The sequence below is a fragment of the Streptomyces sp. 6N223 genome (assembly GCF_052246635.1).
Lineage (GTDB): Bacteria > Actinomycetota > Actinomycetes > Streptomycetales > Streptomycetaceae > Streptomyces.
This window is the reverse complement of sequence record NZ_JBQQCA010000023.1, coordinates 30095-53069: the sequence shown is the minus strand read 5'-3', so window position 1 is coordinate 53069 and position 22975 is coordinate 30095. Positions and strand designations below refer to the sequence as shown.

The 22975-nt window shown below is 74.1% G+C and carries 19 protein-coding genes and 1 pseudogene; 13 read left to right on the top strand and 7 right to left on the bottom strand.

Features of this window, described 5'->3' with window-relative positions:
- Positions 1–51: 51 nt before the first annotated feature.
- From ACTWQH_RS16415 to ACTWQH_RS16405, 3 genes and pseudogenes are all read right to left on the bottom strand, one after another.
- Entirely contained in the window at positions 52–2823 is a 2772-nt protein-coding gene (locus ACTWQH_RS16415) for a hypothetical protein (RefSeq protein ID WP_443287339.1), read from the bottom strand.
- Positions 2824–3008: 185 nt separating this feature from the next.
- Positions 3009–3098: pseudogene (locus ACTWQH_RS16410) on the bottom strand (DUF397 domain-containing protein); the annotation flags it as partial.
- 3 nt (positions 3099–3101) lie between these two features.
- Positions 3102–3983 carry a DUF5753 domain-containing protein gene (locus tag ACTWQH_RS16405; protein ID WP_443287293.1) on the bottom strand — a complete coding sequence of 294 codons (882 nt, stop codon included), beginning with the start codon at positions 3981–3983 and terminating at the stop codon, positions 3102–3104.
- A gap of 167 nt (positions 3984–4150) precedes the next feature.
- Between ACTWQH_RS16405 and ACTWQH_RS16400 the strand changes: the two genes are divergently transcribed.
- Both ACTWQH_RS16400 and ACTWQH_RS16395 read left to right on the top strand, forming a co-directional pair.
- Positions 4151–4585 carry an ATP-binding protein gene (locus ACTWQH_RS16400; protein ID WP_443287292.1) on the top strand — a complete coding sequence of 145 codons (435 nt, stop codon included), beginning with the start codon at positions 4151–4153 and terminating at the stop codon, positions 4583–4585.
- A 160-nt stretch (positions 4586–4745) separates the two neighbouring features.
- The gene (locus ACTWQH_RS16395; protein WP_443287291.1) at positions 4746–5378 is read left to right on the top strand and encodes a LysE family transporter; all 633 of its coding nucleotides are present in this window, start codon (positions 4746–4748) and stop codon (positions 5376–5378) included.
- Between the two features lie 61 nt (positions 5379–5439).
- Here the strand turns inward: ACTWQH_RS16395 and ACTWQH_RS16390 are convergent, their stop codons facing one another.
- The gene (locus ACTWQH_RS16390; RefSeq protein WP_443287290.1) at positions 5440–6435 is read right to left on the bottom strand and encodes a threonine ammonia-lyase; all 996 of its coding nucleotides are present in this window, start codon (positions 6433–6435) and stop codon (positions 5440–5442) included.
- 96 nt (positions 6436–6531) lie between these two features.
- Here ACTWQH_RS16390 and ACTWQH_RS16385 point away from each other — a divergent pair, with 96 nt between their 5' ends.
- A complete protein-coding gene (locus tag ACTWQH_RS16385) occupies positions 6532–7152 on the top strand; it encodes a Uma2 family endonuclease (RefSeq protein WP_443287289.1) in 621 nt (206 codons plus the stop codon).
- A 9-nt stretch (positions 7153–7161) separates the two neighbouring features.
- Here the strand turns inward: ACTWQH_RS16385 and ACTWQH_RS16380 are convergent, their stop codons facing one another.
- Entirely contained in the window at positions 7162–8025 is an 864-nt protein-coding gene (locus tag ACTWQH_RS16380) for an NmrA family NAD(P)-binding protein (RefSeq protein WP_443287288.1), read from the bottom strand.
- A gap of 93 nt (positions 8026–8118) precedes the next feature.
- Between ACTWQH_RS16380 and ACTWQH_RS16375 the strand changes: the two genes are divergently transcribed.
- Positions 8119–9075, top strand: coding sequence for a cupin domain-containing protein (locus ACTWQH_RS16375; RefSeq protein ID WP_443287287.1), 957 nt, complete (start codon positions 8119–8121; stop codon positions 9073–9075).
- A gap of 7 nt (positions 9076–9082) precedes the next feature.
- On the opposite strand, the gene ACTWQH_RS16370 is transcribed toward ACTWQH_RS16375, so the two are convergent.
- Positions 9083–9463 carry a cupin gene (locus ACTWQH_RS16370; protein WP_443287286.1) on the bottom strand — a complete coding sequence of 127 codons (381 nt, stop codon included), beginning with the start codon at positions 9461–9463 and terminating at the stop codon, positions 9083–9085.
- A 122-nt stretch (positions 9464–9585) separates the two neighbouring features.
- Entirely contained in the window at positions 9586–11772 is a 2187-nt protein-coding gene (locus ACTWQH_RS16365) for a molybdopterin oxidoreductase family protein (protein WP_443287285.1), read from the bottom strand.
- Between the two features lie 192 nt (positions 11773–11964).
- Here ACTWQH_RS16365 and ACTWQH_RS16360 point away from each other — a divergent pair, with 192 nt between their 5' ends.
- The 9 genes from ACTWQH_RS16360 (at position 11965) to ACTWQH_RS16320 (ending at position 22967) form a co-directional block, all read left to right on the top strand.
- The gene (locus tag ACTWQH_RS16360) at positions 11965–12741 is read left to right on the top strand and encodes a sirohydrochlorin chelatase (protein WP_443287284.1); all 777 of its coding nucleotides are present in this window, start codon (positions 11965–11967) and stop codon (positions 12739–12741) included.
- A gap of 186 nt (positions 12742–12927) precedes the next feature.
- Positions 12928–14271, top strand: a complete 1344-nt coding sequence (locus ACTWQH_RS16355; RefSeq protein WP_443287283.1) for a deoxyguanosinetriphosphate triphosphohydrolase — start codon at positions 12928–12930, stop codon at positions 14269–14271.
- 93 nt (positions 14272–14364) lie between these two features.
- Positions 14365–15642 carry an NAD(P)/FAD-dependent oxidoreductase gene (locus ACTWQH_RS16350; protein ID WP_443287282.1) on the top strand — a complete coding sequence of 426 codons (1278 nt, stop codon included), beginning with the start codon at positions 14365–14367 and terminating at the stop codon, positions 15640–15642.
- Positions 15643–15755: 113 nt separating this feature from the next.
- The gene (locus ACTWQH_RS16345) at positions 15756–16622 is read left to right on the top strand and encodes an Acg family FMN-binding oxidoreductase (RefSeq protein WP_443287281.1); all 867 of its coding nucleotides are present in this window, start codon (positions 15756–15758) and stop codon (positions 16620–16622) included.
- Positions 16623–16639: 17 nt separating this feature from the next.
- Positions 16640–17119 carry a GNAT family N-acetyltransferase gene (locus tag ACTWQH_RS16340; RefSeq protein WP_443287280.1) on the top strand — a complete coding sequence of 160 codons (480 nt, stop codon included), beginning with the start codon at positions 16640–16642 and terminating at the stop codon, positions 17117–17119.
- A gap of 87 nt (positions 17120–17206) precedes the next feature.
- Complete coding sequence (locus tag ACTWQH_RS16335; protein WP_443287279.1) at positions 17207–18949, top strand: pyruvate dehydrogenase; 1743 nt, start codon at positions 17207–17209, stop codon at positions 18947–18949.
- 30 nt (positions 18950–18979) lie between these two features.
- Positions 18980–19771 carry an SAM-dependent methyltransferase gene (locus tag ACTWQH_RS16330; protein ID WP_443287278.1) on the top strand — a complete coding sequence of 264 codons (792 nt, stop codon included), beginning with the start codon at positions 18980–18982 and terminating at the stop codon, positions 19769–19771.
- Positions 19772–19801: 30 nt separating this feature from the next.
- Positions 19802–21730: a DNA primase gene (gene dnaG / locus ACTWQH_RS16325; RefSeq protein ID WP_443287277.1), complete on the top strand. Its 1929-nt coding sequence runs from the start codon at positions 19802–19804 to the stop codon at positions 21728–21730.
- A gap of 10 nt (positions 21731–21740) precedes the next feature.
- Complete coding sequence (locus tag ACTWQH_RS16320; RefSeq protein WP_443287276.1) at positions 21741–22967, top strand: RNA polymerase sigma factor; 1227 nt, start codon at positions 21741–21743, stop codon at positions 22965–22967.
- Positions 22968–22975: the final 8 nt, after the last annotated feature.

Genomic DNA, 22975 nt, shown 5'->3' with positions numbered 1-22975 from the left:
CGGGTTCACCGGTTGATTGTCCCCTGGAACGCGCGTGCGGGTGGCCGCGCCTCAGCGCGGGCAGTCGAACCCGTCGCCCGGCCCCCATGACTCCGCGGGGTCCTCGGTCTGGGAGAACCAGCCGCAGGACAGCACCGGCGTGGAGCCCGCCTCGGTGTGGTGGAGGATCACGACGGGCTTGTTCCGCGAGACCGCCTCGCCCTCGGCGAAGTCGATGTGGCCACTCGCGCCCTCCTTCTCGATCCCGGCGTGGAGCTCGTTGTGCACGTTCGAGCGGCTGAGCTCCTGACCGCCCGTCGCCGCCAGGGCGCCGTCGGCCGCCTCGGCCAGCACCTGCATCGCGTCGTGGGCGAGCGCCGCGTGCCCGTCGTTGCGCCACAGGTCGTCGGGCCCGAAGTGGGCGGCGTAGTGGTCGTTGAACTCCCGCGCGATGTGGCTGGGCGACGCGCCGACGGGCAGCACGTGGGCCGTGTGGTAGAGGCGCAGCCAGTCGGGCCAGACGGGCGTCTCGTACAGGCCGGAGAGGGCGGCGTTGGTCAGCTCGTTCCCGCCGACGACGGTGAGCCGGTCGCCGCCGCAGGGCGTGGAGTCCTTGTAGTCCGTGAGGAACGCCTGGAACTCCCGCGACCGGGCCGTCCAGTAGACCATCGTGTCCCCGCCCGCCGCCGAGCGGACCTCGTCGCAGACCGCCTGGGCCACGTCGTGGATGCTCGGCTCCCACGTCACGCGCGGGTCGCCCGGCGGGGGCGTCGCGGCGTCCTGGGCGTCCGGGCTGTGCCACAGCTTGCGCCAGCTTCCCCCGGCGTCGGCGAAGAGCGTGGCGAAGCCGTCCCCGAGCGAGGCGCTGTAGAGGTCGTCCGGATCCTGGATCACCACCGCCGTGTCGGCGGGAACGCACGCGCCGGGCGCGGTCTCCACGATGTTGGCCTGGCGGGCGAACTGGCTGGTGATCTGGGCCTCCCGGCTGTTCGGCGGAGCCATCTGGTGGTAGTACGTCCCGGAGTTCATCGCGTCGGCGGTGGCGGTGGTGGCGACCACGGGTATCCGCGCCGCCTCGAGGATCCGCACCGCCGCCTGCGTGTCCGCCCGGCTCTGGGCGAAGCCCACGACCCCGGCGATCTCCTCCGGGCTGCCGGGGTCCGCCGCCTCCGCGTCCGCCACGATGTCCTCCGCGACCGCCTCGGCGTCCGTGTACTTCTCGCCCGCGCGGTCGTACAGCTCCACCCGCAGCCACACCTTCAGCTTGTCGTCGTCCGCCTCCCGGTTCAGCTCGCGCTGCGCCAGCGCGACGCCGCGCAGCTCGGGCACGGCGCCGTCCGAACGGGCCTCCCACTCCTCGTCGCTGCCGGCCATCCCCACGCCGACGTAGGCGACCGTCCGCACCTCGTCGCCCTCCCGGGCCGCGTCCTCGGCGAGGGCGTTCTGCTCGGCGATCATCGCGCGCGCCTCCCCGTACTCCGCGGCCAGCGCGGGCGGGCCGTCCTGGGCGGTGGGCGCCGACACCTCCCCGGCGGCCGCGCCGAGGCAGTCGGCGCTGGGGTCCCGGCCCGCCTCCCACGCCACCCGGCCGGCGCCGCCGAGGACGAGCGAGGCGACGACGCACCACGCGGCCGCCTCGGCGCCGGGCCCGACGAGCCTGCGCTTCGGGGCACGGTCGGAGGCCGGAACGCCCGCCGGCAGCCCGTCGTCCAGCTCCACCAGCAGCGGGCGGACCACGGCGGGACGGCCGCGGGCGGCGCGCAGCACCCCCGCCGCCTCCGCCGGCGTGTGCCGCTCGCCGCCCGCGACCGGCTCGGGCGCGTCGGGCCCCTCGACCGCCTCGGGCGCCGGGCAGTCCGCCACGAGCAGGACCGGGGCGCAGGCGACCCAGTGGGCGGCGGTGGCGTACTCCTCCAGGAAGCGAACGCCTCGCTCCCTGGCCTCCGCGTCCGGGCCGCCCGGCAGGTGGACGGGCAGGACGTAGCGGGTGACGCGGCGGCGCCGCCACGGCGAGAGGCGGGCCCAGCGCCCCGCGCGCCCCCACCGCTTCAGGTCCACGAGCAGGGCGCGCAGCAGCAGTTGCTCCAGCCGGCGTTCCCGCTCGGCGGCCGGCAGCCCGCCCGGGGCGTCCGAGGCCACGAGCCCGCCGACCCGGTTGAAGGCGTGGGTGAAGAACTCCGCCCCCAGCAGCGGCGTTCGGTCGCGGTTGACCCACTCCGCGTACCAGCGGTGCCGCTTCGAGCGCAGCAGACGGCGCGTCCAGCGCCTGGCCCACAGCCGGCGGGGGAGGGTCTGGCACAGCGGGCCGGCGAGCCAGTTCCACGCACCCGCGAGGGTGAGCCCGCCGCCGGGACCGCCCTCGTTGGTGCCCGCTATGCGCCACAGGGCGTCACGCACCGGGCCGCGCTCGTGCTCGTAGCAGTAGTCGCGCAGCGCGGTGGGGCCGGTCGGTCCCCCGGCAGCGGCTGTCCGCATCCCGTCGACGATGCGGCGCGTCAGCGAGAAGTTCGGCAGCTTCAGCCGCCCCGTCCCCGGCACGACTCCCTGCCTCAGGACCTCCGGCTGGATGTCGCAGCACAGCGGCCGTACGCCGTCGCCGGGAGGGCGGTGGCTGGGCACCTGCGTCTCGACGTGGGCGTGCCGCCCGCTGCCCGGGTGGAGAAGCCCCCGGTCCAGCTTGTACACGTCCTGGGGCGCGCCGTCGCCGAGGAGCAGCACGACCGGCGGCAGCACGTCGCGCGCCTTCGCCTTCCGGTCGGGTCTGCCCTCGGCCGTGGTCGGCGCGATGGCGCTCTCCAGCGCGGAGAGCAGGTGATCCCAGTCTGGGTGTCCGGTGTCCGGCATCGTGTGGCCCCCCGTACCGTGTGTGGCCTGTGGATGCCCGCAGTCTGGCCCGTCTTGCTCGGGAGCCCTCCCGAAGCCGCGTCAGGCGACGGCGTCGTCACCGCTTGAGTATCGCCTGGAACGCGCGCCAACTGCCGGGGGGGGAAGCGGAGGATCGGGCCGCGGGGTCGCTTGGAGTCGCGGACGGCGGTGAGAGCGGGGACGTTGGTGGCGACCTCGACGCACTCCCTCTGGGGGTCGCTGTAAGAGGACTTGTAGAAGGCGAAGTTCGTCATGGCTCACAGATCGTTGCGGATGGTGTTGATGAGCGCGAGCGATTCGCTGGAGTCGAGCGCCCGCGCGGTGATCTTCTCGAACAGGTCCGCATGCTGTACAGCCTCTTTCCCGCCCTCGACCCAGCGCCGGGTGAAGGCGAGTTCCATGTACACCACGTCCATGGCGCCTGGTTCGGCGAACGACAGGACACTGAAGTTGCAGTTCATGCCAAGGAGCGCTCCGGCGCTGAAGGGCAGGACGCGGACCGTGATGTGGGACCTGCTGGCCATGCTCGTCAGATGCTCAAGCTGGGCGGCCATGGTGACAGGGCCGCCGACGAGGTGGCGCAGGGCGGCCTCGTAGATGACGACGTTCAGCGTGAGCGGGGGGTCGGCGCTGAGGCGGCGCTGCCGCCTGAGCCGTGTCGCGACGAAGTCCTCGACGCTGGTCGGATCCTCCGGATCCGACAGATCGTCCCGCAGCGCCCGGGTGTACGCCGGGGTCTGCAACAGGCCCGGGATGTAGGTGAGGTGCCAGGCCCGGATGGCCGTGGCCGCATCCTCAAGGCTGACGTACTCCTTCACGTCCCCCAGAAGCGGGAAGTCGTCCCACCATCCCTTGCTCTTCCGGCGTTCGCGGTCCACCCGGGCCAGTTCGAGCAGGTGGGGGACCGTTGCTGGGTCGCTGACGCCGTACAGCTCGGTCAGCACCCGGATATCGGGGTCGCGCATCGGAACCCAGCCGCCCTCCATCTTCGCGACCTTCCCGGTCGAGGACGTCAGCGCCTTCGCGGCCTGGCCCTGTGTCAGCCCTGCCGCGAGCCGGAGTCGCAGCAGCTCGCCGCCGAGGCGCCTGCCCAACACCGTGGAGACGCGGCTGTCTTGGGATGGCTGGCGCTCCGTCACGTGAGAACTCCTCTCGGTCAGCCGGGGCCCAGTCTGGTGTCATCGGCGCGGCGCGTGCAACTCGTTCGGGGATAATTTTCCTGGATCAACTTGAATTCCATCTGCTGCACTCGCTACGGTCGGTGCTCAACTGATCGCTACACGACACCCATTGGAGGTGTGCGCCTGTGTGCGAGGAGCGTGACCACAGGGACGTCATCCGCCAGGACCGCGTCGAGTACCAGCCCCACCCGGCCAGCGTCACGTGGGCCCGGCGGCGGGTACGCGAAGTCCTGGAGAAGTGGGGCTACGCGGAGCTGGCGCTCGAAGCGGAGCTCGTCACGGCCGAGTTGAGCGGCAACGCCGTGCTCCACGGCTGCGTCACCGGCGACCGGTTCTGGGTGCGGGTGACCGTCGCCGCCGCGTGGCTGCGGGTCGAGGTCGGGGATTCGGCCGTAGGGGAGTGGCCGCAGCCGCGCGTGGCGCGCGCTGACAGCCGGTGCGGGCGCGGGCTCGCCATCGTCCGCCACCTCACGCACCGCTACGGCGTGAGCTGCTCGGCCCTGAGCAAGGCCGTGTGGTGCGAGTTCGACCTGACGCGCACCACCATGGCGAAGTCCTGAGCGAGCCCGGCCTAAATGGGTTGCTGCGGCACCAGCGCCCTCCGCACGATGTGCGCATGACCACGAACGCCGCCACCGTCCTGCCGCTGACCGCGACCGACCGCTCGGCGCGGGTTCAGAAGCAGCCCGGCCGGGAACGGAGGCCGACGCTTCCGCCCTCGTGACCGCCGCCCTGGTGGCGGGGCTCCTCGCCGGGTACGGCATCGCCGTGCCGGTGGGAGCGATCGGGGCGTATCTGGTGTCCCTCACCGCCCGCACCTCCTTCCGGATCGGGGCCTGCGCCGCGCTGGGCGTGGCCACCGCCGACGGCGTGTACGCGCTGGCCGCCGTGGCCGGGGGCGCGGTGCTCGCGCCCCTCATCGAGCCGGTCGTGCTGCCGCTGCGCTGGGTCTCGGCGGCGGTGCTCCTGGCGCTGGCGGCCCACGGCGGCGTGACGGCCGTCCGGCGGTATCGCGGGCGGCTGTCGGCGGCCGCCCGGGCCGAGGAGGCCGCCGTCGGCGCGCTGCGGGCGTACGGCGGGCTGCTGGCCCTCACGCTGCTCAACCCCATGACCGTGATCTACTTCGCGGCGCTCGTGCTCGGCGGCCAAGCCGCGTCGGGCGGCGAGGCGCCGAACGGGCCGGAGCAGGCGGCGTTCGTCCTCGCGGCGTTCGCGGCCTCGGCGAGCTGGCAACTGCTGCTCGCGGGTGGCGGCGCGCTGCTCGGCCGGGTGCTGACCGGCGCGCGCGGGCGACTCGTCACCGGCCTGGCCTCCGGCGCGCTCACCGCCGTGCTCGCCGTCCGGCTGCTGTAGCGGCAGCCGTGCGGGGACGGCAAGCAAACGCCCCTCGCCGGTGACGACGGCTGGGACCCCGTCAGCTGACGCCGAAGAGGAGCTGGGGGTCGGCGTTGGCGCCGGTGATGACCGTGGCCACGGTCCCGTTCGCGTCCGCGTCCGTGTCGTCCCCCTGGAGGGCGCCGCCGTGCGCGGCGACGGCCGCCAGCCCGGCCGCGCCCGCCGGCTCCGGCAGCACGCCCAAAGTCTCGGCGGCCAGGCGCATCGCGGACAGCAGCTCCTCGTCCGTGACGAGCACGATGTCGTCCACGAGCGCGCGGGTGCGGGCCACCGCCTCCGCCGTGGGCCGGGTGATGTTGATGCCCGCGGCGAAGACGTTCTCCGGCACCGCCTCGGTCACCTCGCCCGTGCGCCAGCTCCGGTACAGCGCGGGCGCGTTGACGGACGCCGCCCCCAGGACCCGTACGCCGGGCGCGTGCGCCTTGACCCAGCGCGCCACGCCGGTGATCAGCGCGCCGTCGCCGAGGGGCAGCACCACCGCGCCGAACGGCTCGGCCCCCGCGCCGTCGCGCAGCAGCTCGACGCCTATGGTGCCCGCGCCCTCGGCGACGGCGGCGTCGCGCCCGTCCTCGACGAAGACCCGGTCGGCCGCCCCGGCGGCGTACGCCCTGGCCGCTGCCTTCACGTCGTGCGAGACCGCGTGGACCGTCGCCCCCAGGCTCGCCGCCCGGCGCAGCTTCACCGGCGACATCCCGGCGGGCATGAACACCTCGGCACGCAGCCCGTGCCGCCGCGCCGCCCAGGCGATGGCCTGCGCGAAGTTCCCGCCGCCCGAGCCGCAGACGACGGTCGCGCCGGGCGACCGACGCGCCAGCTCCCCGACGTGGAAGTCGGCACCCCGGCCCTTGAAGCTGCGCAGCGGGTTGAGCGTCTCGACCTTCACCAGCACGCGCCGGCCGCCCAGCCGTTCGCAGAGCTGCCCGTCCACGTACTGCGGGGTGTTGAGGAAGAGAGGGTCGATGGTCTCGGCGGCGCGCGCGATGCGGTCGAGAGAGAGGTCGAGTTCGGCGTTCATGCCCGTCACGTTAGACGCCGGCCGTGATCGCGACGGCGGGACGGATGACTGGCACTGGTCATCGGACGGAGTACGGTAGGCGCAAGATCACATTCGGTGACCAGGAGGAACGCGGTAACCACCATGGTGGAACGGCCGAGGGCGATAGAGGGCTCTGCCCCGGAGGGGTTCGAGGACCTCCTCCGGATCGTGGAGGAGCTGGACGTGCCGGGCTTCAAGGCCGAAATCATCAGGGGGAAGATCGTCGCGTCGCCGTGGTCTCATTTCCGGGCCGTGCCGCTTCTGGAGTTCCTGCGTCGGGAGCTGGCGAAGCATGCGCCCGAGGGGCACTCCGCGCACACCACGCCTGTCCTCTTCTCCTTCTCCCACGCACGTCGTGCCTACGGTCCGGACCTCTTCGTCGTGGACGAGGCGACCGCTCTCAAGAGCCCGGGAGTCCATGTCGACAGCGCAGCCCTCTCCCTCGTGGCCGAGCTGACCTCCGTGTCCACCAGGGACGTCGACTGGGAGGAGAAGCTCAAGGTCTACGGCCGCCAGGTGCCCGTCTACCTGCTGTTGGACATGCAGGTCAAGGAGATCACCGTCTTCTCGGAGCCTTCGGAGAAGGGGTACCAGGCGCACCGGACGGTCCCGTTCGGGAAGACGCTATGGATTCCCGAGCCCTTCGGCTTCGACCTGGACACCACCGGTCTCGCGCCCGCCCGGCCCGCCGACTAGGCACCGCGTCTACACGTCCCACACCCCCGTCGCCGCCGTGCGCCGCACGTAGTCGGGGAAGTCGCGCGGCTCGCGGCCCAGGGCCTGGCGTACGCCGTCGGTGGGGGCGGCTTCCTTGCCGCTGAAGGTTTCGAGGAAGATCCCGGTGACCAGCTCGGCGAATTCGGGGGGAAGGCCGGCCTCCACCATGCCCTGGCGGAAGTCGGCGGGGGTGATGGGGACGTCGTGCAGCTCGCGGCCGGTGGCCTTGGCGATCTGGGCCGTGACATCGGCGAGGGTGAGGGCGCGCGGGCCGGACAGCTCGTAGCGGCGCCCGCTGTGGCGGCCGGTGGTGTCCAGCAGCGCGGCGGCGGCCACGTCCGCGATGTCCTCGGCGTCGACGAAGGGCTCGGCCTGGTCGCCGGTGGGCAGGGTCACCTCGCCGCCCAGGATCAGATCGCGCACGAACTCCTCGCTGAAGTTCTGCGCGAACCAGCGGCAGCTGACGATGGTCCAGTCGGCGCCCGAGTCGCGCAGCGCGCTCTCGGCGGGGAGAGCGGAGTCCATGACGGCGGAGAGCAGCACGAGGCGGCGTACGCCGTGCGCGAGGGCGCGGCGGGCGAAGGCGCCGACGGCCTCGGCGGCGCCGGGGACGCTGATGTCGGGGGAGTAGACGATGAACGCCGCCCTCACGCCGGCGAGCGCGGCGTCCCAGGTGGCGGGGTCCTCCCAGTCGAAGGGCGGGGTGGCCGAGCGGGAGCCGATCCGCACGGGCACGCCGTGGGAGGTGAGGCGTTCGGCGACGCGGCGGCCGATCTTGCCGGTGCCGCCCAGGACCAGGATCTCGTCGTTCACGGTGGTGTTCGTCGTGGGGTTCGTCGTGGTGTTCGTCATGGTTCCAGTGCAGCTCAGGGCGGGTGGCGGGGCCATCGTTGATCCGCTCATCGGCATATGCGGCGATCTCATCCGCGTCTACGCTGTGGCCGCATGGACGCACTCACCAGCCTGCTGGACGGGCCCAGGGCCCGGGGGGCTTTCCTGATGCGGGTCGTGCTGGAGCCGCCGTGGGGCATACGGGTGGAGGAGCAGGCGCCGGTCACGGTGGCGTGCGTGGTGCGGGGCGAGGCGTGGATCAGGCCGGACAGCGGCGGGGGGTGGACGCGGCTCGGGCCGGGGGATGTGGCCGTGGTGCACGAGCCCGCGCCGTACGAGGTGGCCGACGCGCCCGGTACGCCGCCGCAGACCGTGATCAAGCCCGGCGGCTGCGCGTACACGCCCGACGGGCGGGTGGACCTGTGCGAGGCGATGGAACTGGGGGTGCGCACCTGGGGGACCGGCCCCGACGGCGCGACGGCGATGCTGATCGGCACCTACCAGACGCGCGACGAGGTCAGCCGCCGCCTGCTGGGCGCGCTGCCCGGGCTGCTGACGCTGCGCCGCGGGGAGTGGGACGGCGCGCTGCTGGCGTTGCTCGACGCGCAGATCGCGCGGGACGAGCCGGGTCAGGAGATCGTGCTGGACCGGATGCTGGACCTGCTGCTGATCTCGGTGCTTCGCGCCTGGTTCGCGCGCCCGGCGGCCGAGGCGCCGCCGTGGTACCGGGCGCACGGCGACCCCGTGGTGGGCAGGGCGCTGCGGCTGATCCACGATCAGCCCGCGCACCCCTGGACGGTGTCGGCGCTGGCGGCCCGGGCGGGGGTGTCGCGGGCGGGGCTGGCGCGGCGTTTCGCGGCACTGGTGGGGGAGCCGCCGATGACGTACCTCACGGGGTGGCGGCTGGCGCTCGCGGCGGAGCTGCTGCGCGAGCCGGACACCACGCTCGACGCGGTGGCGCGGCGCGTGGGCTACGGCAGCGCGTTCGCGCTGAGCGCGGCGTTCAAGCGGGAGCGGGGGGTCAGCCCGAGCGAGTACCGGGCCGAGTACGCCCTGACCGGCGCCCGATGACGCCGGGTCACGGGGAGCCGTGCTCGCGGCGCGTGTCGTATACGGCCAGCGGCTCGGGGGTGGCCGTGACGGAGGTCAGCAGGACCACGGAGTCCTGGAGGGCCTGGAGGGCGTGGCGGCCCTGCGGGATGTTCATGAGCTGGCCCGCCCGCAGCTCGGCGGGCCCGGCGTCCTTGGAGGTCAGCCGCACCCGCCCGCGCAGCACCTGGAGGCTGGCGGCCGGCGGGGCCGTGTGCTCCTCCAGCTCCGCGCCCCCGGTCAGCGCGATGACGCTCTGCCGCAGCGGACCGTCGTGCAGGAACAGGTGCGCGCTGCGCCCGTGGTCCGCGTGCCGGGCCTTGGACAGGTGCTGCTCGGCGAGCAGGGTGAGGTCCTCCATGCCCTCCATGCTGCCGCGCGGGCGGCGTGGCGCAACCGGTGCGACTCGTTAAGTCCACGACTCGTTAAGTCCGACTCGTCCATCGGGACCCGTCAATCCGACCCGTCGATCCGACTCGTCGATCCGACTCCTCAGTCCGCTGCCAGCTCGACCCGCACCGCGCACACCTTGAACTCCGGCATCCGCGAGGTCGGGTCCAGCGCCGGGTTGGTGAGCGTGTTCGCCCGGCCCTCGCCCGGCCAGTGGAAGGGCATGAACACCGTGTCGGGCCGGATGTCCGCGCTGATGCGGGCCGGGGCGACGGCGCGGCCCCGCCGGGAGGTGACGGCCAGGCGGTCGCCCTCGGCGGCTCCCAGGCGTTCGGCCAGCCGGGGGTGGAGCTGCACGAACGGGCCGGGCGCGGCGGCGTTCAGGCTCGCGACGCGGCGGGTCTGCGCGCCGGACTGGTACTGGGACAGCACCCGCCCGGTCGTCAGCAGCAGCGGGTACTCCGGCGTCGGCTCCTCGGCCGAGGGCCGGTGCGTGACCGGCGCGAAGCGGGCCCGGCCGTCCGGGGTCGCGAAGCGGTCGAGGAACAGGCGCGGGGTGCCGGGGTGCTGGGCGGGGGAGTGGTCGTTGGAGGGGTCGTCGTTGACCTCCTCGGGCGGCGGCGCGGCGACCTCGGGACAGGGCCAGAACACCCCGTCCTCCTCGGCGACGCGCCGGTAGGTGATGCCGGAGTAGTCCGCCTTGCCGCCCGCCGAGGCGCGGCGCAGCTCGTCGAAGACCTCCTCGGGGTCGGTCGGGAAGCCCTTCTCCCAGCCCAGCCGGGACGCCAGGTCGTGCAGCACCGCCAGGTCGCTGCGGCACCCGGCCGGCGGCTCCACCGCCTTGCGGCGCAGCAGCACCCTGCCCTCCAGGTTGGTCATGGTGCCGGTCTCCTCCGCCCACTGCGTCACCGGCAGCACGACGTCCGCCATCGCCGCGCTCTCGGAGAGGACGACGTCGCAGACGGCGAGGAAGTCCAACGCCCGCATCCGCTCGGCGACGTGGGCGGCGCGCGGGGCGGAGACCACCGGGTTGGACGCCATCAGCAGCAGCGCCCGCACCCCGTCCGGCGTGTCGCGGCCCAGCGCGTCGAGCAGCTCGTAGGCGCTGCGGCCCGGCCCGGGCAGCGAGTCGGGGTCGACGCCCCACACGCCCGCGACGTGCTCGCGCGCCGCGGCGTCGGCGAGCATCCGGTAGCCGGGCAGCTGGTCGGCCTTCTGCCCGTGCTCGCGCCCGCCCTGGCCGTTGCCCTGCCCGGTCAGGCAGCCGTAGCCGGACAGCGGGCGCCCGGCGCGGCCGGTGGCCAGGCACAGGTTGATCCAGGCGCCGACCGTGTCGGTGCCCTTGGACTGCTGCTCGGGGCCGCGGGCGGTGAGCACCATGGCGGCGTCCGGCTCGCAGAACATCCGCACCGTCTCGCGCAGCTTCGGCACGGGCACGCCGGTGATGCGCTCCACCAGCTCGGGCCAGTGCGCCATGGCCGCCGCCCGCGCCTGCTCCCAGCCGGTGGTGCGGGCGGCGATGAACGCCTCGTCCGTGCGGCCCTCGGCCACCACCAGGTGCAGCAGGCCGAGCGCGAGCGCCAGGTCGGTGCCGGGGCGCGGGGCGAGGTGCAGGTCGGCCTGCTCGGCGGTCCGCGTGCGGCGCGGGTCGACGACGATGAGGCGGCCGCCGTTCTCCTTCAGCTCGGTGAAGTAGCGCAGCACCGGGGGCATGGTCTCGGCGAGGTTGGAGCCGACGAGGATGACGCAGCCGGTCTTCGGGATGTCGGCGAGCGGGAAGGGCAGGCCCCGGTCCACGCCGAACGCCTTCGTGCCGGCCGCCGCCGCCGAGGACATGCAGAAGCGGCCGTTGTAGTCGATCTGCGAGCTGCCCAGCACCAGGCGGGTGAACTTCCCCAGCGTGTACGCCTTCTCGTTGGTCAGGCCGCCGCCGCCGAAGACGCCGACCGCGTCGGGACCGTACCGCTCGCGGGCGCGCGCCAGGCCCGCCGCGACCCGGTCCAGCGCCTCGTCCCAGCTCGCGGGCACCAGGTCGCCGGAGGCGGCGTCGCGCACCAGCGGCTGGGTGAGCCGGGCCGTGGCCGACAGCACCTCGGGGGCGGTCTGGCCCTTGCCGCACAGCGCGCCCTGGTTGACCGGGAACGCCGTCCGCGCCACCACCTCCAGGCCGCCGGCCGCCCCGGGGCTGGGGCGCAGCGTCATGCCGCACTGCAACGCGCAGTACGGGCAGTGCGTGTCGGTGTCCGTGGCCTTTGCCGTCGCTGTCCCCGCTGCCGCTCGCGTCGTCATGCCCTCCGTGCCCTCTCCCGTGCCTCGTCGTGGCACCCAGGATGCTTCGTGCGTGTTACAGCCAAGGCGGCGGCCCGTTACGCGACCGGTGCACCCCCCTCCCCCTGTGAGCTTCGCTACGGTGAGGAACGGGGAGGCCATTGGTGACATCGAGGCAACATTCCGGCAACGCGCCGGGCGCACGCTGACCGCATGAGCACCGCTCCGGCACCCGCCACGCCCCCCGCCACCGCCCCGGCCCCGGCCCTCGTCGCCGTCGCTCACGGCTCCCCGGACCCGCGCGCCCGGCACGCCGTCCAGGCCCTGCTGCGGCTGGTGCGCGCGCTGCGGCCCGGCCTGCGGGTCGAACTCGGCCACCTGGAGACCGACGAGCCGCTGCTCGCCGACACGCTGGCGCGGCTGCGCGGGGAGGCGGTGCTGGTGCCGCTGCTGTTCAGCCGCGGCTACCACATCAAGCACGACATCCCCGCCGTCATCGAGCGCAACGCCGCCCACCTGCGCGTCGCCACCGCCGCCTGCCTCGGGCCGCACCCGCTCCTCGCGGAGGGCCTGCACAGCCGGCTGATGGAGGCCGGGTACCGGAAGGGCTCGCCGGTGGTGCTGGCCGCCGCCGGGTCCCTCGACCCGGAGTCGGCGGCGGGCACCCACCACACGGCGGACATGCTCGCGGCGCGGCTCGGCGGCGTACCGGTGATGCCGGCGTACGCCTCGGCCGCTCGTCCGACCGTGGCGGAGGCGGTGCGCGCGCTGCGCGCGGCCGGGCACGCGGCGGCGGACGAGGAGATAGCGGTGGCCTCCTGCTTCACGGCGCCCGGCCTGTTCGCGACGCGCTGCGCGGAGGCGGCTCCCGGGGTGGCGGCCGCGCCGCTCGGCGCGCATCCGGCGCTGGCGCGCCTGCTCCTCCACCGCTACGACCAGGCCCGCGGCGCCCGCCCGGCCCCGGCCCGCACCCTCCAGACGGTCACCTGACCGGGGGGACCTCCTGGGGGCTCCGCCCCCAGGCCCCCGCCGCTGCGCGGTGCCCCGGCCCGTCCCCGCTCCCGCCTCCTCCTCCGCCCAAGGCGGAGACTGCCCACACCCCAAGGAGGGAGAGGGAGAGGTGGGACGGAGCCCCAGCGGGGGCCCGGGGCAGAGCCCCGGGCTACCGTCAGGCGTATGCACGCCGCCGATGCCTACGCCGCGGCCGACGCCGAGCGGTTCGATCCCGAGCCGGACAAGCGGCCGGGCCGCACCGCGTTCCAGCGCGACCGCGCCCGCGTCCAGCACTCCGCCGCGCTGCGCCGCCTCGCGGGCAAGACCCAGGTCGTCACCCCCGACACCGGTGCCACCTGGGACACCACCCCCCGCACCCGCCTGACCCACTCCCTCGAATGCGCCCAGATCGGCCGCGACCTCGGCGCCGCCTTCGGCTGCGACCCCGACATCGTCGAGGCCGCCTGCCTCGCCCACGACCTGGGCCACCCCCCGTTCGGGCACAACGGCGAGCGCGCCCTCGACGAGATCGCCCGCGACTGCGGCGGCTTCGAGGGCAACGCCCAGTCCCTGCGCCTCCTCACCCGCCTGGAGCCCAAGCGGTGGAGCGAGGGCGGCAGCGGGCGCAGCGTCGGCCTCAACCTCACCCGCGCCACCCTCGACGCCGCCACCAAGTACCCCTGGCCGCGCGGCGGCCACCCCAGCGACCCCGCCTCCGGCAAGTACGGCGTCTACGCCGACGACCTGCCCGTCTTCACCTGGCTGCGCGCCGGCGCGCCCGGCACCCCGCCGCCGACCCGTCGCTGCTTCGAGGCCCAGGTCATGGACTGGGCCGACGACATCGCCTACTCCGTGCACGACGTGGAGGACGGCCTGCACGCCGGCCACCTCGACCCCGCCCTCCTCCTCTCCGGCCCCGAACGCGAGGAGCTGTTCGCCGTCGCCGCCCGCCGCTACGCCCCGCCCGGCACCGAGCCCGCCGCGCTCGCCGACGCGCTCGACCGCCTCCTCGCCCAGGAGTGGTGGCCCCACCGCTACGACGGCTCCGCCCACGCCCAGGCGCGGCTGAAGGACGCCACCAGCCAGCTCATCGGGCGTTTCTGCCTCGCCGCCGAGCACGCCACCCGCGCCGCCCACGGCCCCGGCCCGCTGCGCCGCTACGCCGCCGAGCTGGTCGTGCCCCCCGCCACGCGCCTGGAGTGCGCCGTGCTGAAGGCCGTCGCCGACCGGTACGTCATACAGCGCCCGGACTTCGCGCGCCAGCGCGCACGCCAGCGCGAGCTGCTGACCGAGCTGGGCCAGGAGCTGGTGCGCCGCGCCCCCGACGGGCTCGACCCGCAGTACCGGGCGCTCTTCGAGGACGCCGCGCGGACGGGCGACGACGCCGCGCGGCTGCGCGTGATCGTCGACCAGATCGCCGCCCTCACAGACGCCGCCGCCCGGTGGTTGCACGCCCACCTGACCCGCGCGCCCCGCGCGCCCCGGCATTCACCGCAGACGCCCGCGACACGACCGCCGCGTGGCTGACCGCCCCCTTTCGGGAAGGTCCCAGGTGGGGCAGGCTCCATCGGGAGCTGCCGTGAGTGGCCGTGAGTGGCCGAGTGACCGGGAGGCAAGCGCGTGAACGGTACATACCGGACGTTCGTGATCGTCGGCGGTGGGCTGGCCGGGGCCAAGGCGGCCGAGACCCTCCGGGAGGAGGGCTTCACCGGCCGGGTGATCCTCGTCGGCGACGAGCACGAGCACCCCTACGAACGCCCGCCGCTGTCCAAGGACTACCTCGCCGGCCGCGCCGAGCGGGACAGCGTCTACGTCCACGAGCCCGCCTGGTACGCCAGCCAGCGCATCGAGCTGCACCTCGGCCAGCCCGCCGTCGCCATCGACCGCGACCGCCGCGAGGTGCGGCTGGGCGACGGCACCCGCGTGCAGTACGACGCGCTGCTGCTGGCCACCGGGGCCGAGCCGCGGCGCCTGGGCGTTCCCGGCACCCAGCTCGCCGGCGTACACCACCTGCGCCGCCTCGCCCACGCCGACCACCTGCGCGGCGTCCTCACCGACCGCGGCCGGCCCGGGGAGCCGCTGGTCATCGCGGGCGCGGGCTGGATCGGCCTGGAGGTCGCCGCCGCCGCCCGCACCCTCGGCTCCGAGGTCGTGATCGTCGAGCCGCAGCCGACGCCCCTCCACGCCGTGATCGGCCCCGAGATCGGCGCCGTCTTCACCGAGCTCCACCGCGAGCACGGCGTCACCTTCCGCTTCGGCACCCGCATCCGCGAGATCGCCGGGCGCGACGGCGTCGTCGCCGCCGTCCACACCGAGGACGGCGAGGAGATCCCGGCCCGCGCCGTGCTCGCCGCGATCGGCGCCAGCCCCCGCACCGCGCTGGCGAAGGCCGCCGGCCTCGACCTGATCGACGACGGCGCCGGCGGCATCGCCGTCGACGCGTCGCTGCGCACCAGCGACGAGCGCATCTTCGCCGCCGGCGACGCCGCCGCCGTGGCCCGGCCCGGCGCCGCGCCCGGCACGCCCGGCCGGCTGCGCGTCGAGCACTGGGCCAACGCGCTGAACTCCGGCCCCGCCGCCGCCCGCGCCATGATCGGCCGGGACGTCACCTACGACCGGGTGCCGTACTTCTTCTCCGACCAGTACGACATGGGCCTGGAGTACTCCGGCTGGGCCCCGCCCGGCGCGTACGACCGCGTGGTGTGCCGGGGCGACGTCGCCAAGCGCGCGTTCGTCGCCTTCTGGCTGCGCGAGGGCAGGGTGCTGGCCGGGATGAACATGAACGTCTGGGACGTCACCGGCCCCGTCCAGGAGCTCATCCGCTCCGGCGCCCCCGTCGATCCCGACGCCCTGTCCGATCCGGCCGCGCCACTCGCAGCCACGCAGTCGCGCGACTAAGGTGACGAGAGTAACGCCCGCATAACGAATGCCCGCATAGCGGACAGGCGGGCCACGCGCGCGCGTCGATGGCGCGCGCAGGACCACGAGCACGAGCGAAGGCCCGGGGCCAGGTGCAGCTGAAGTCGCTGGACGCACAGACCGTGACCTCCCTGGTGAGGGCCGCCACGGCCGCCCCCTCCCTGCACAACGCGCAGCCCTGGCGCTTCCGCTTCCTCAGCGACAGCGCCACATTCCAGGTCAGGGCCGCCCTCGACCGTGCCCTGCCGCGGGCCGACCCGCACGGCCGCGCCCTGCACATGGGCTGCGCGGCGGCCCTGTTCAACCTGCGCGTCGCCGCCGCCCACGCTGGCTGGCTGCCGGTCACCACCCTGCTGCCCGACCCCTACGAGCCGCGCCTGCTGGCCACCGTGCGGATGCAGCGCCCGGTCATCGACCACACCGCGTTCCACCCCGCCATGGAGAACAACGCCGCCGAGCTGACCGAGCGCACCGATCTGGCCGCGCTCTACCCCGCCATCCGGCAGCGCCACACCTGCCGCCGCCCCTTCCGCGAGGAGCCCGTCCCCGGGCCGGCGCGTGCCGCCCTGGTCGAGGCCGCCCGGCGCGAGGGCGCGCACCTGCACTGGCCGGCGCCCGGCGAGGCCTGGGCCGTCCTGGAGGTCTCCCGGGACGCCGAGGGGCGCGACCTGGCGGCGTTCACCACCAGCGGCACCGGCCAGCCCTCGCCGCAGCTCGCGCTGCTGGGCACCGCCGAGGACCGCCCCCTGGACTGGCTGCGCGCGGGCCAGGCCCTGGAGCGCGTGCTGCTGGTCGCCACCAGCCACGGCCTGTCCGCCGCCCTCTCCAGCCACACCCCGGAGTGGTCCGAGCCCCACGCGCCCGAACGCCCCCAGCTCGTGCTGCGCATCGGGTACGCCGACGCACCCTCCCCGGCCACCCAGCGCCGCGCGGTCTCCCTCGTCCTCGACATCGTCTGATCGCGCATGATGGCTGCATGACCGACCGGGCCATACGCACCGCCCTCGTACCCGTCGCCGAGATCCTCGACCTGCGCTGGAGCGTGCTGCGCCCCGGCCTGCCCCGCGAGTCGGCCGTTTTCGCCGAGGACGCCGACCCCGCCACCTTCCACATGGCGGCCTACGCCGACGACTCCTCCCGCGGCTCGCCGGCCGTCCTGGCCTGCATCACCGTCTTCCCCGACCCTCCCCCGGGCCCCGCCGCCGGCACGGCGTACCGCTTCCGCGGCATGGCCAGCGCCCCCGAGGTGCGCGGCCAGGGGTACGGCGCCGCCGTGCTGGAGGCGGCCACCGCCGAGGCGGCGGCGCGCGGCGCCGAGCTGCTGTGGTGCAACGGCCGCACCGTGGCCCGGGGCTTCTACGAGCGGCAGGGCTTCGACGTCCTCGGCGAGGAGTTCGTCATCGAGGGCGTCGGCCCCCACTTCGTCTTCGCCCGCAAAGTCGGCCGAGTCGGCTGAGTCGGCCGAGTCGGCTGAGAACGGCGCCAAACGCATCGAAAGCGGATAACTTGCTCATGGCGATCCAAGTGAGCAAGGGAGCGAGCCATGCCCAAGCAGACCGTGGCCGAGCAGTTCATCGACATCCTGGTCAGGTCCGGCGTACGCCGCCTCTACGGCGTCGTCGGCGACAGCCTCAACCCCGTGGTGGACGCCGTCCGCCGCAACGCCGCCATCGAGTGGATCCACGTCCGCCACGAGGAGACCGCCGCCTTCGCCGCCGGCGCCGAGGCGCAGCTCACCGGCCGCCTCGCCGCCTGCGCCGGCTCCAGCGGCCCCGGCAACCTCCACCTCATCAACGGCCTCTTCGACGCCCACCGCTCCATGGCCCCCGTCCTCGCCCTCGCCTCCCACATCCCCAGCTCCGAGATCGGCACCGGCTACTTCCAGGAGACCCACCCCGACCAGCTCTTCCGCGAGTGCAGCCACTACTGCGAGCTGATCTCCAACCGCCGCCAGATGCCCCGCCTCCTCCAGACCGCCATCCAGCACGCCGTCGGCCGCGGCGGCGTCAGCGTCGTCGCCCTCCCCGGCGACATCGCCGCCGAGCAGGTGCCCGAACGCGCCGAGGAGCACGCCCTCGTCACCGCCCGCCCCACCGTCCGGCCCGCCGACTCCGAGGTCGACGCCCTGGCCCGCATGGTCGACGAGGCCGACCGCGTCACCCTCTTCTGCGGCAGCGGCACAGCCGGAGCCCACGCCGAGGTGATGCGCTTCGCCGAGCGCCTCAAGGCCCCCGTCGGCCACGCGCTGCGCGGCAAGGAGTGGATCCAGTACGACAACCCCTACGACGTCGGCATGAGCGGCCTGCTCGGCTACGGCGCGGCGTACGAGGCGATGCACGAGTGCGACCTGCTGCTGCTCCTGGGCACCGACTTCCCCTACAACGCCTTCCTCCCCGACGACGTGCGCATCGCCCAGGTGGACGTCCGCCCCGAGCACCTCGGCCGCCGCTCCAAACTCGACCTGGCCGTCTGGGGCGACGTCAAGCAGACCCTCGGCTGCCTCACCCCGCGCGTCCGCGAGCGCAGGGACCGCCGTTTCCTCGACCGGATGCTGAAGAAGCACGCCGACGCCCTCGAAGGCGTCGTCCGCGCCTACACCCGCAAGGTCGAGAAGCACACCCCGATCCACCCCGAGTACGTAGCCGCCGTCCTCGACGAGGAGGCCGCCGACGACGCCGTCTTCACCGTCGACACCGGCATGTGCAACGTCTGGGCCGCCCGCTACCTCACGCCCAACGGCCGCCGCCGCGTCATCGGCTCCTTCAGCCACGGCTCCATGGCCAACGCCCTGCCGCAGGCCGTCGGCGCCCAGTTCCTCGACCGCACCCGCCAGGTCGTCTCCCTGTCCGGCGACGGCGGCTTCGCCATGCTGATGGGCGACTTCCTCACGCTCGTGCAGTACGAGCTCCCCGTGAAGGTCGTCCTCTTCAACAACTCCTCGCTCGGCATGGTCGAGCTGGAGATGATGGTCTCCGGCCTCCCGGCGTACGGCACCGCCAACCGCAACCCCGACTTCGCCGCCGTCGCCCGCGCCATGGGCGCCCACGCCGTCCGCGTCGAGAAGCCCAAGGAGCTGCGCGGCGCGCTGCGCGAGGCGTTCCGGCACAAGGGCCCGGCGCTGGTGGACGTCGTCACCGACCCGAACGCCCTGTCCATCCCGCCGAAGATCAGGGCCGAGATGGTCACCGGCTTCGCCCTCTCGGCCAGCAAGGTGGTGCTGGCGGGCGGCGTCGGCCGCATGGTGCAGATGGCACGCTCCAACCTGCGCAATGTTCCCCGGCCTTGACGCCGCGGCGCCGTCGCCTAGGTTGTGGTCATGAGCGACGCAGAACCCAGGATCGACACCTCCGTGCCGCAGTCCGCCCGCATCTGGAACTACTTCCTCGGCGGGAGGGACAACTACGAGGTCGACCGGGCCGCTGGCGACGAGGTCATCAAGATGTTCCCCGGCATCGTGGACGGCGCCCGCGGCGCCCGGTACTTCCTGGCCAGGGCCGTGCGCCACCTCGCCGAAGTGGAGGGCGTGCGGCAGTTCCTCGACATCGGCACCGGCCTGCCCACCGTCGACAACACCCACGAGATCGCGCAGCGCGTCGCCCCCGCCTCCCGCGTCGTCTACGTCGACAACGACCCGCTGGTGCTGGCGCACGCCCGCGCGCTGCTCTCCAGCACCGCCGAGGGGACGACGGACTACATCGACGCCGACCTGCGCGACCCCGAGGCCATCGTCGCGGCGGCGGGGCGGATCCTGGACTTCGACCGGCCCGTCGCGCTCATGCTGATGGGCATCCTCGGCCACATCGAGGACTACGACGAGGCCCGCTCCATCGTCCGCCGCCTCGTCGCCGCCCTGCCCTCCGGCAGCTTCCTCGTGCACTACGACAGCACCAGCACCAGCGAGGAGTACATCGCGGCGGCCGACTTCTACAACGCCCGCGCCACCGTGCCCTACATCCTGCGCAGCCCCGAGCAGCTCGCCGGCTTCCTGGACGGCCTGGAGCTGGTCGAGCCCGGCGTCGTCTCCTGCTCCCGCTGGCGGCCCGACACCCTGGCGCTCGGCCTCCCCGCCGAGATCCACCAGTACGGCGGCGTCGCCCGCAAGCCGTAGAGTGTCAGCCCGCCACCGTAGACTTCTGGCGTGGCGGGCAGGATCAACGACGAGGACGTGAAGGCGGTCAGGGACGCGGTCCCGATCGACGCCGTCGTCTCCGAGTATCTGCAGCTCCGCAACGCGGGCGGGGGCAATCTCAAGGGCCTGTGCCCGTTCCACGACGAGAAGTCGCCCTCCTTCCACGTGAGCCCCAGCAAGGGCCTGTACCACTGCTTCGGCTGCCAGGCGGGCGGCGACACCCTCGACTTCGTCATGAAGGTCGAGCACCTGTCCTTCGCGGAGTCCGTCGAGCGGCTGGCCGCCCAGGCCGGCATCACCCTGCGGTACGAGCAGGGCGGGTACGCCCCCGGGCGGCAGGCCGGCGAGCGGACCCGCCTGGTCGAGGCGCACAAGGCCGCCGCGGCGTACTACGCCGAGCAGCTCGCCTCGCCCGAGGCCGAGATCGGCCGCCGCTTCCTGGCCGACCGCGGCTTCGACCAGGCCGCGGCCGGGCACTTCGGCGTCGGGTACGCCCCCGCGGGGTGGGACCACGCCGTGCGGTTCCTGCGCGGGCGCGGCTTCACCGACCGGGAGCTGCTGACCTCCGGCATCGCCCAGGACGGGCGGCGCGGGCCCATCGACCGGTTCCGGGGCCGCCTGATCTGGCCGATCCGCGACATCACCGGCGAGGTCGTCGGCTTCGGCGCCCGCAAGCTCCGCGAGGACGACACCGGCCCGAAGTACCTCAACACCCCCGAGACCCCCATCTACCGCAAGTCCCAGATGCTGTACGGGGTCGACCTCGCCAAGCGCGACATCGCCAAGCGCAACCAGGCGGTGGTCGTCGAGGGGTACACGGACGTGATGGCCTGTCACCTCGCCGGGGTCACCACGGCCGTCGCCACCTGCGGCACCGCCTTCGGCGACGAGCACGTGAAGATCCTGCGGCGCGTGCTGATGGACTCCTCCCGCTCCCACAGCGCCGGGGAGGTCATCTTCACCTTCGACGGCGACGAGGCGGGGCAGAAGGCCGCGCTGCGGGCGTTCGACGGCGACCAGAAGTTCGCCGCCCGCACCTTCATCGCCATCACCCCCGGCGGCATGGACCCCTGCGAGCTGCGGCTCGCCGAGGGCGACGAGGCGGTGGCGAAGCTGGTCGAGTCCCGCTCGCCGCTGTTCGACTTCGCCATCAGGTCCGTGCTCCGCCACCACAACCTGGAGATCGCCGAGGGGCGATCGGCCGCGCTGGAGCAGGCGGCGCCGATCGTCGCCGAGATCAGGGACACCTCGCTGCGGCGCGAGTACGCCGTCCGGCTCGCCGGGATGCTCGGCATCCTGGACGAGGAGTTCATCGTCCGCCGCGTCGGCCGGCTCGCCCGCGCGGGCGGCGGCCGGTCCCAGGCCCGCCCGGCCCTCCGCCCCGCCGCCGTCGCCACCGCCCCGCGCCCCGCCGCTTCCGCTCCCGTGCCCTCCGGCCCGCCGCTGAACCTCCGCAGCCCGGCCCTGCTCGCCGAGCGCGAGCTGCTCAAGCTCGCCCTCCAGCTCCCGCGCCTGGTCTCCCCGGCGTTCGACGCCTATGGCGAGGACGAGTTCACCGCCCCGCCGTACGCCCTGATCCGCCGCGTCATCGGCGAGGCGGGCGGCTGCGACGCGGCCGGCGAGGACGGCGCGGCGTACCTGCGCCGGGTGCAGGACGCCGCCCCCGACGACACCGTCCGCGTCCTGATCCGCGAGCTGGCCGTCGAGCCGCTGCGCACCCGCCGCGACCCCGACGAGTTCTACGCCGGGGAGCAGCTCGTGCGGGTGCGGCTGGCCGCCGTCGACCGCCGCATCGCCGATCTTGAGGGCGCGGCGCGGCGACTGGAGGCGCAGCGGGACGCCGAGCGCTCGGCCGCCGTGCGCCAGGAGCTGTGGACCCTCCAGCGGTACCGCACGGAGCTGCGCGAGCGAGGAGCCCCCGCCCTGTACGGAGCGTGAAAGTGGGCGCATGGCTCTCGTGGTGAGTGTGTGTCGTACCCCACACTGGGTGAGGCGCCGCTCCCCCCTCCCTGGCCGCGACCCCCCCGGAGGTCTCCCCGTGCAGACCGTGCAGACCCAGACGCTCAGCGGTGCGGCTCCTGCCACCCCCGCCCCCCTGCCCGCGCTGGTCACCCTGGAGCGCACGGAGCCCGAGCCGGCCGAGACGGCCGGATCCGTCGACACCGCCGAGCCCGAGCCCACCGACTCCGACTCCGACTCCGACTCCGACTCCGACGAGCTTGCCGAGCAGTCCGCCGCCCGCACACCCGTCGTCGTGCCGTCCAACGGCGGCAGCGACCTCTTCCGCCAGTACCTGCGCGAGATCGGCCGCATCTCCCTGCTGACCGCCTCCGACGAGGTCGAACTCGCCCGCAGGATCGAAGCCGGGCTCTTCGCCGAGGCGAAGCTGCTCAAGGCCGACCAGCTCGACGAGCGGCTCGCCCTGGACCTCGACCGCCTCGTGGTGCGCGGCCGCCTCGCCAAGCGCCAGCTCATCGAGGCCAACCTGCGGCTCGTCGTCTCCGTCGCCAAGCGGTACATCGGCCGCGGCCTGACCATGCTCGACCTGGTCCAGGAGGGCAACCTCGGCCTGATCCGGGCGGTCGAGAAGTTCGACTACACGCGCGGCTTCAAGTTCTCCACCTACGCCACCTGGTGGATACGGCAGGCCATGTCCCGCGCCATAGCCGACCAGGCCCGCACCATCCGCGTCCCCGTCCACGTCGTCGAGCTGATCAACCGCGTCATCCGCGTGCAACGCCGCGTCCTGCAGGAGCAGGGCTACGAGCCCAGCCCCGAGGAGGTCGCCGTCACCCTCGGCCTCACCCCCACCCGCGTCAGCGAGATCCTGCGCCTGGCCCAGGACCCCGTCTCCCTCCAGGCCCCCGTCGGCGAGGAGGACGACGTCAACCTCGGCGACCTCATCGAGGACGCCGACCTCCCCTCCCCGGCCGAGTCCGCGGCGTTCATCCTCCTGCGCGAACAGCTCGAGGCCGTCCTGTCCACCCTCGCCGACCGCGAACGCCGCGTCGTCGAACTCCGCTACGGCCTCCTCGACGGCCGCCCCCGCACCCTGGAGGAGATCGGCCAGCTCTTCGGCGTCACCCGCGAACGCATCCGCCAGATCGAACACAAGACGCTGGGCAAGCTCCGCGACCACACCTACGCGGAACAGCTGCGCGGCTATCTCGACTGACCCCGAGG

Bases quoted from the DNA above. Each gene is read 5' to 3' on its own strand.
- ACTWQH_RS16415 (WP_443287339.1), bottom strand. From the start codon at position 2,823: ATGCCGGACACCGGACACCCAGACTGGGATCACCTGCTCTCCGCGCTG.
- ACTWQH_RS16390 (WP_443287290.1), bottom strand. From the start codon at position 6,435: ATGAACGCCGAACTCGACCTCTCTCTCGACCGCATCGCGCGCGCCGCC.
- ACTWQH_RS16375 (WP_443287287.1), top strand. From the start codon at position 8,119: ATGGACGCACTCACCAGCCTGCTGGACGGGCCCAGGGCCCGGGGGGCT.
- ACTWQH_RS16355 (WP_443287283.1), top strand. From the start codon at position 12,928: ATGCACGCCGCCGATGCCTACGCCGCGGCCGACGCCGAGCGGTTCGAT.
- ACTWQH_RS16370 (WP_443287286.1), bottom strand. From the start codon at position 9,463: ATGGAGGGCATGGAGGACCTCACCCTGCTCGCCGAGCAGCACCTGTCC.
- ACTWQH_RS16360 (WP_443287284.1), top strand. From the start codon at position 11,965: ATGAGCACCGCTCCGGCACCCGCCACGCCCCCCGCCACCGCCCCGGCC.
- ACTWQH_RS16320 (WP_443287276.1), top strand. From the start codon at position 21,741: ATGGCTCTCGTGGTGAGTGTGTGTCGTACCCCACACTGGGTGAGGCGC.
- ACTWQH_RS16365 (WP_443287285.1), bottom strand. From the start codon at position 11,772: ATGACGACGCGAGCGGCAGCGGGGACAGCGACGGCAAAGGCCACGGAC.
- ACTWQH_RS16340 (WP_443287280.1), top strand. From the start codon at position 16,640: ATGACCGACCGGGCCATACGCACCGCCCTCGTACCCGTCGCCGAGATC.
- ACTWQH_RS16330 (WP_443287278.1), top strand. From the start codon at position 18,980: ATGAGCGACGCAGAACCCAGGATCGACACCTCCGTGCCGCAGTCCGCC.
- ACTWQH_RS16380 (WP_443287288.1), bottom strand. From the start codon at position 8,025: ATGACGAACACCACGACGAACCCCACGACGAACACCACCGTGAACGAC.
- ACTWQH_RS16335 (WP_443287279.1), top strand. From the start codon at position 17,207: ATGCCCAAGCAGACCGTGGCCGAGCAGTTCATCGACATCCTGGTCAGG.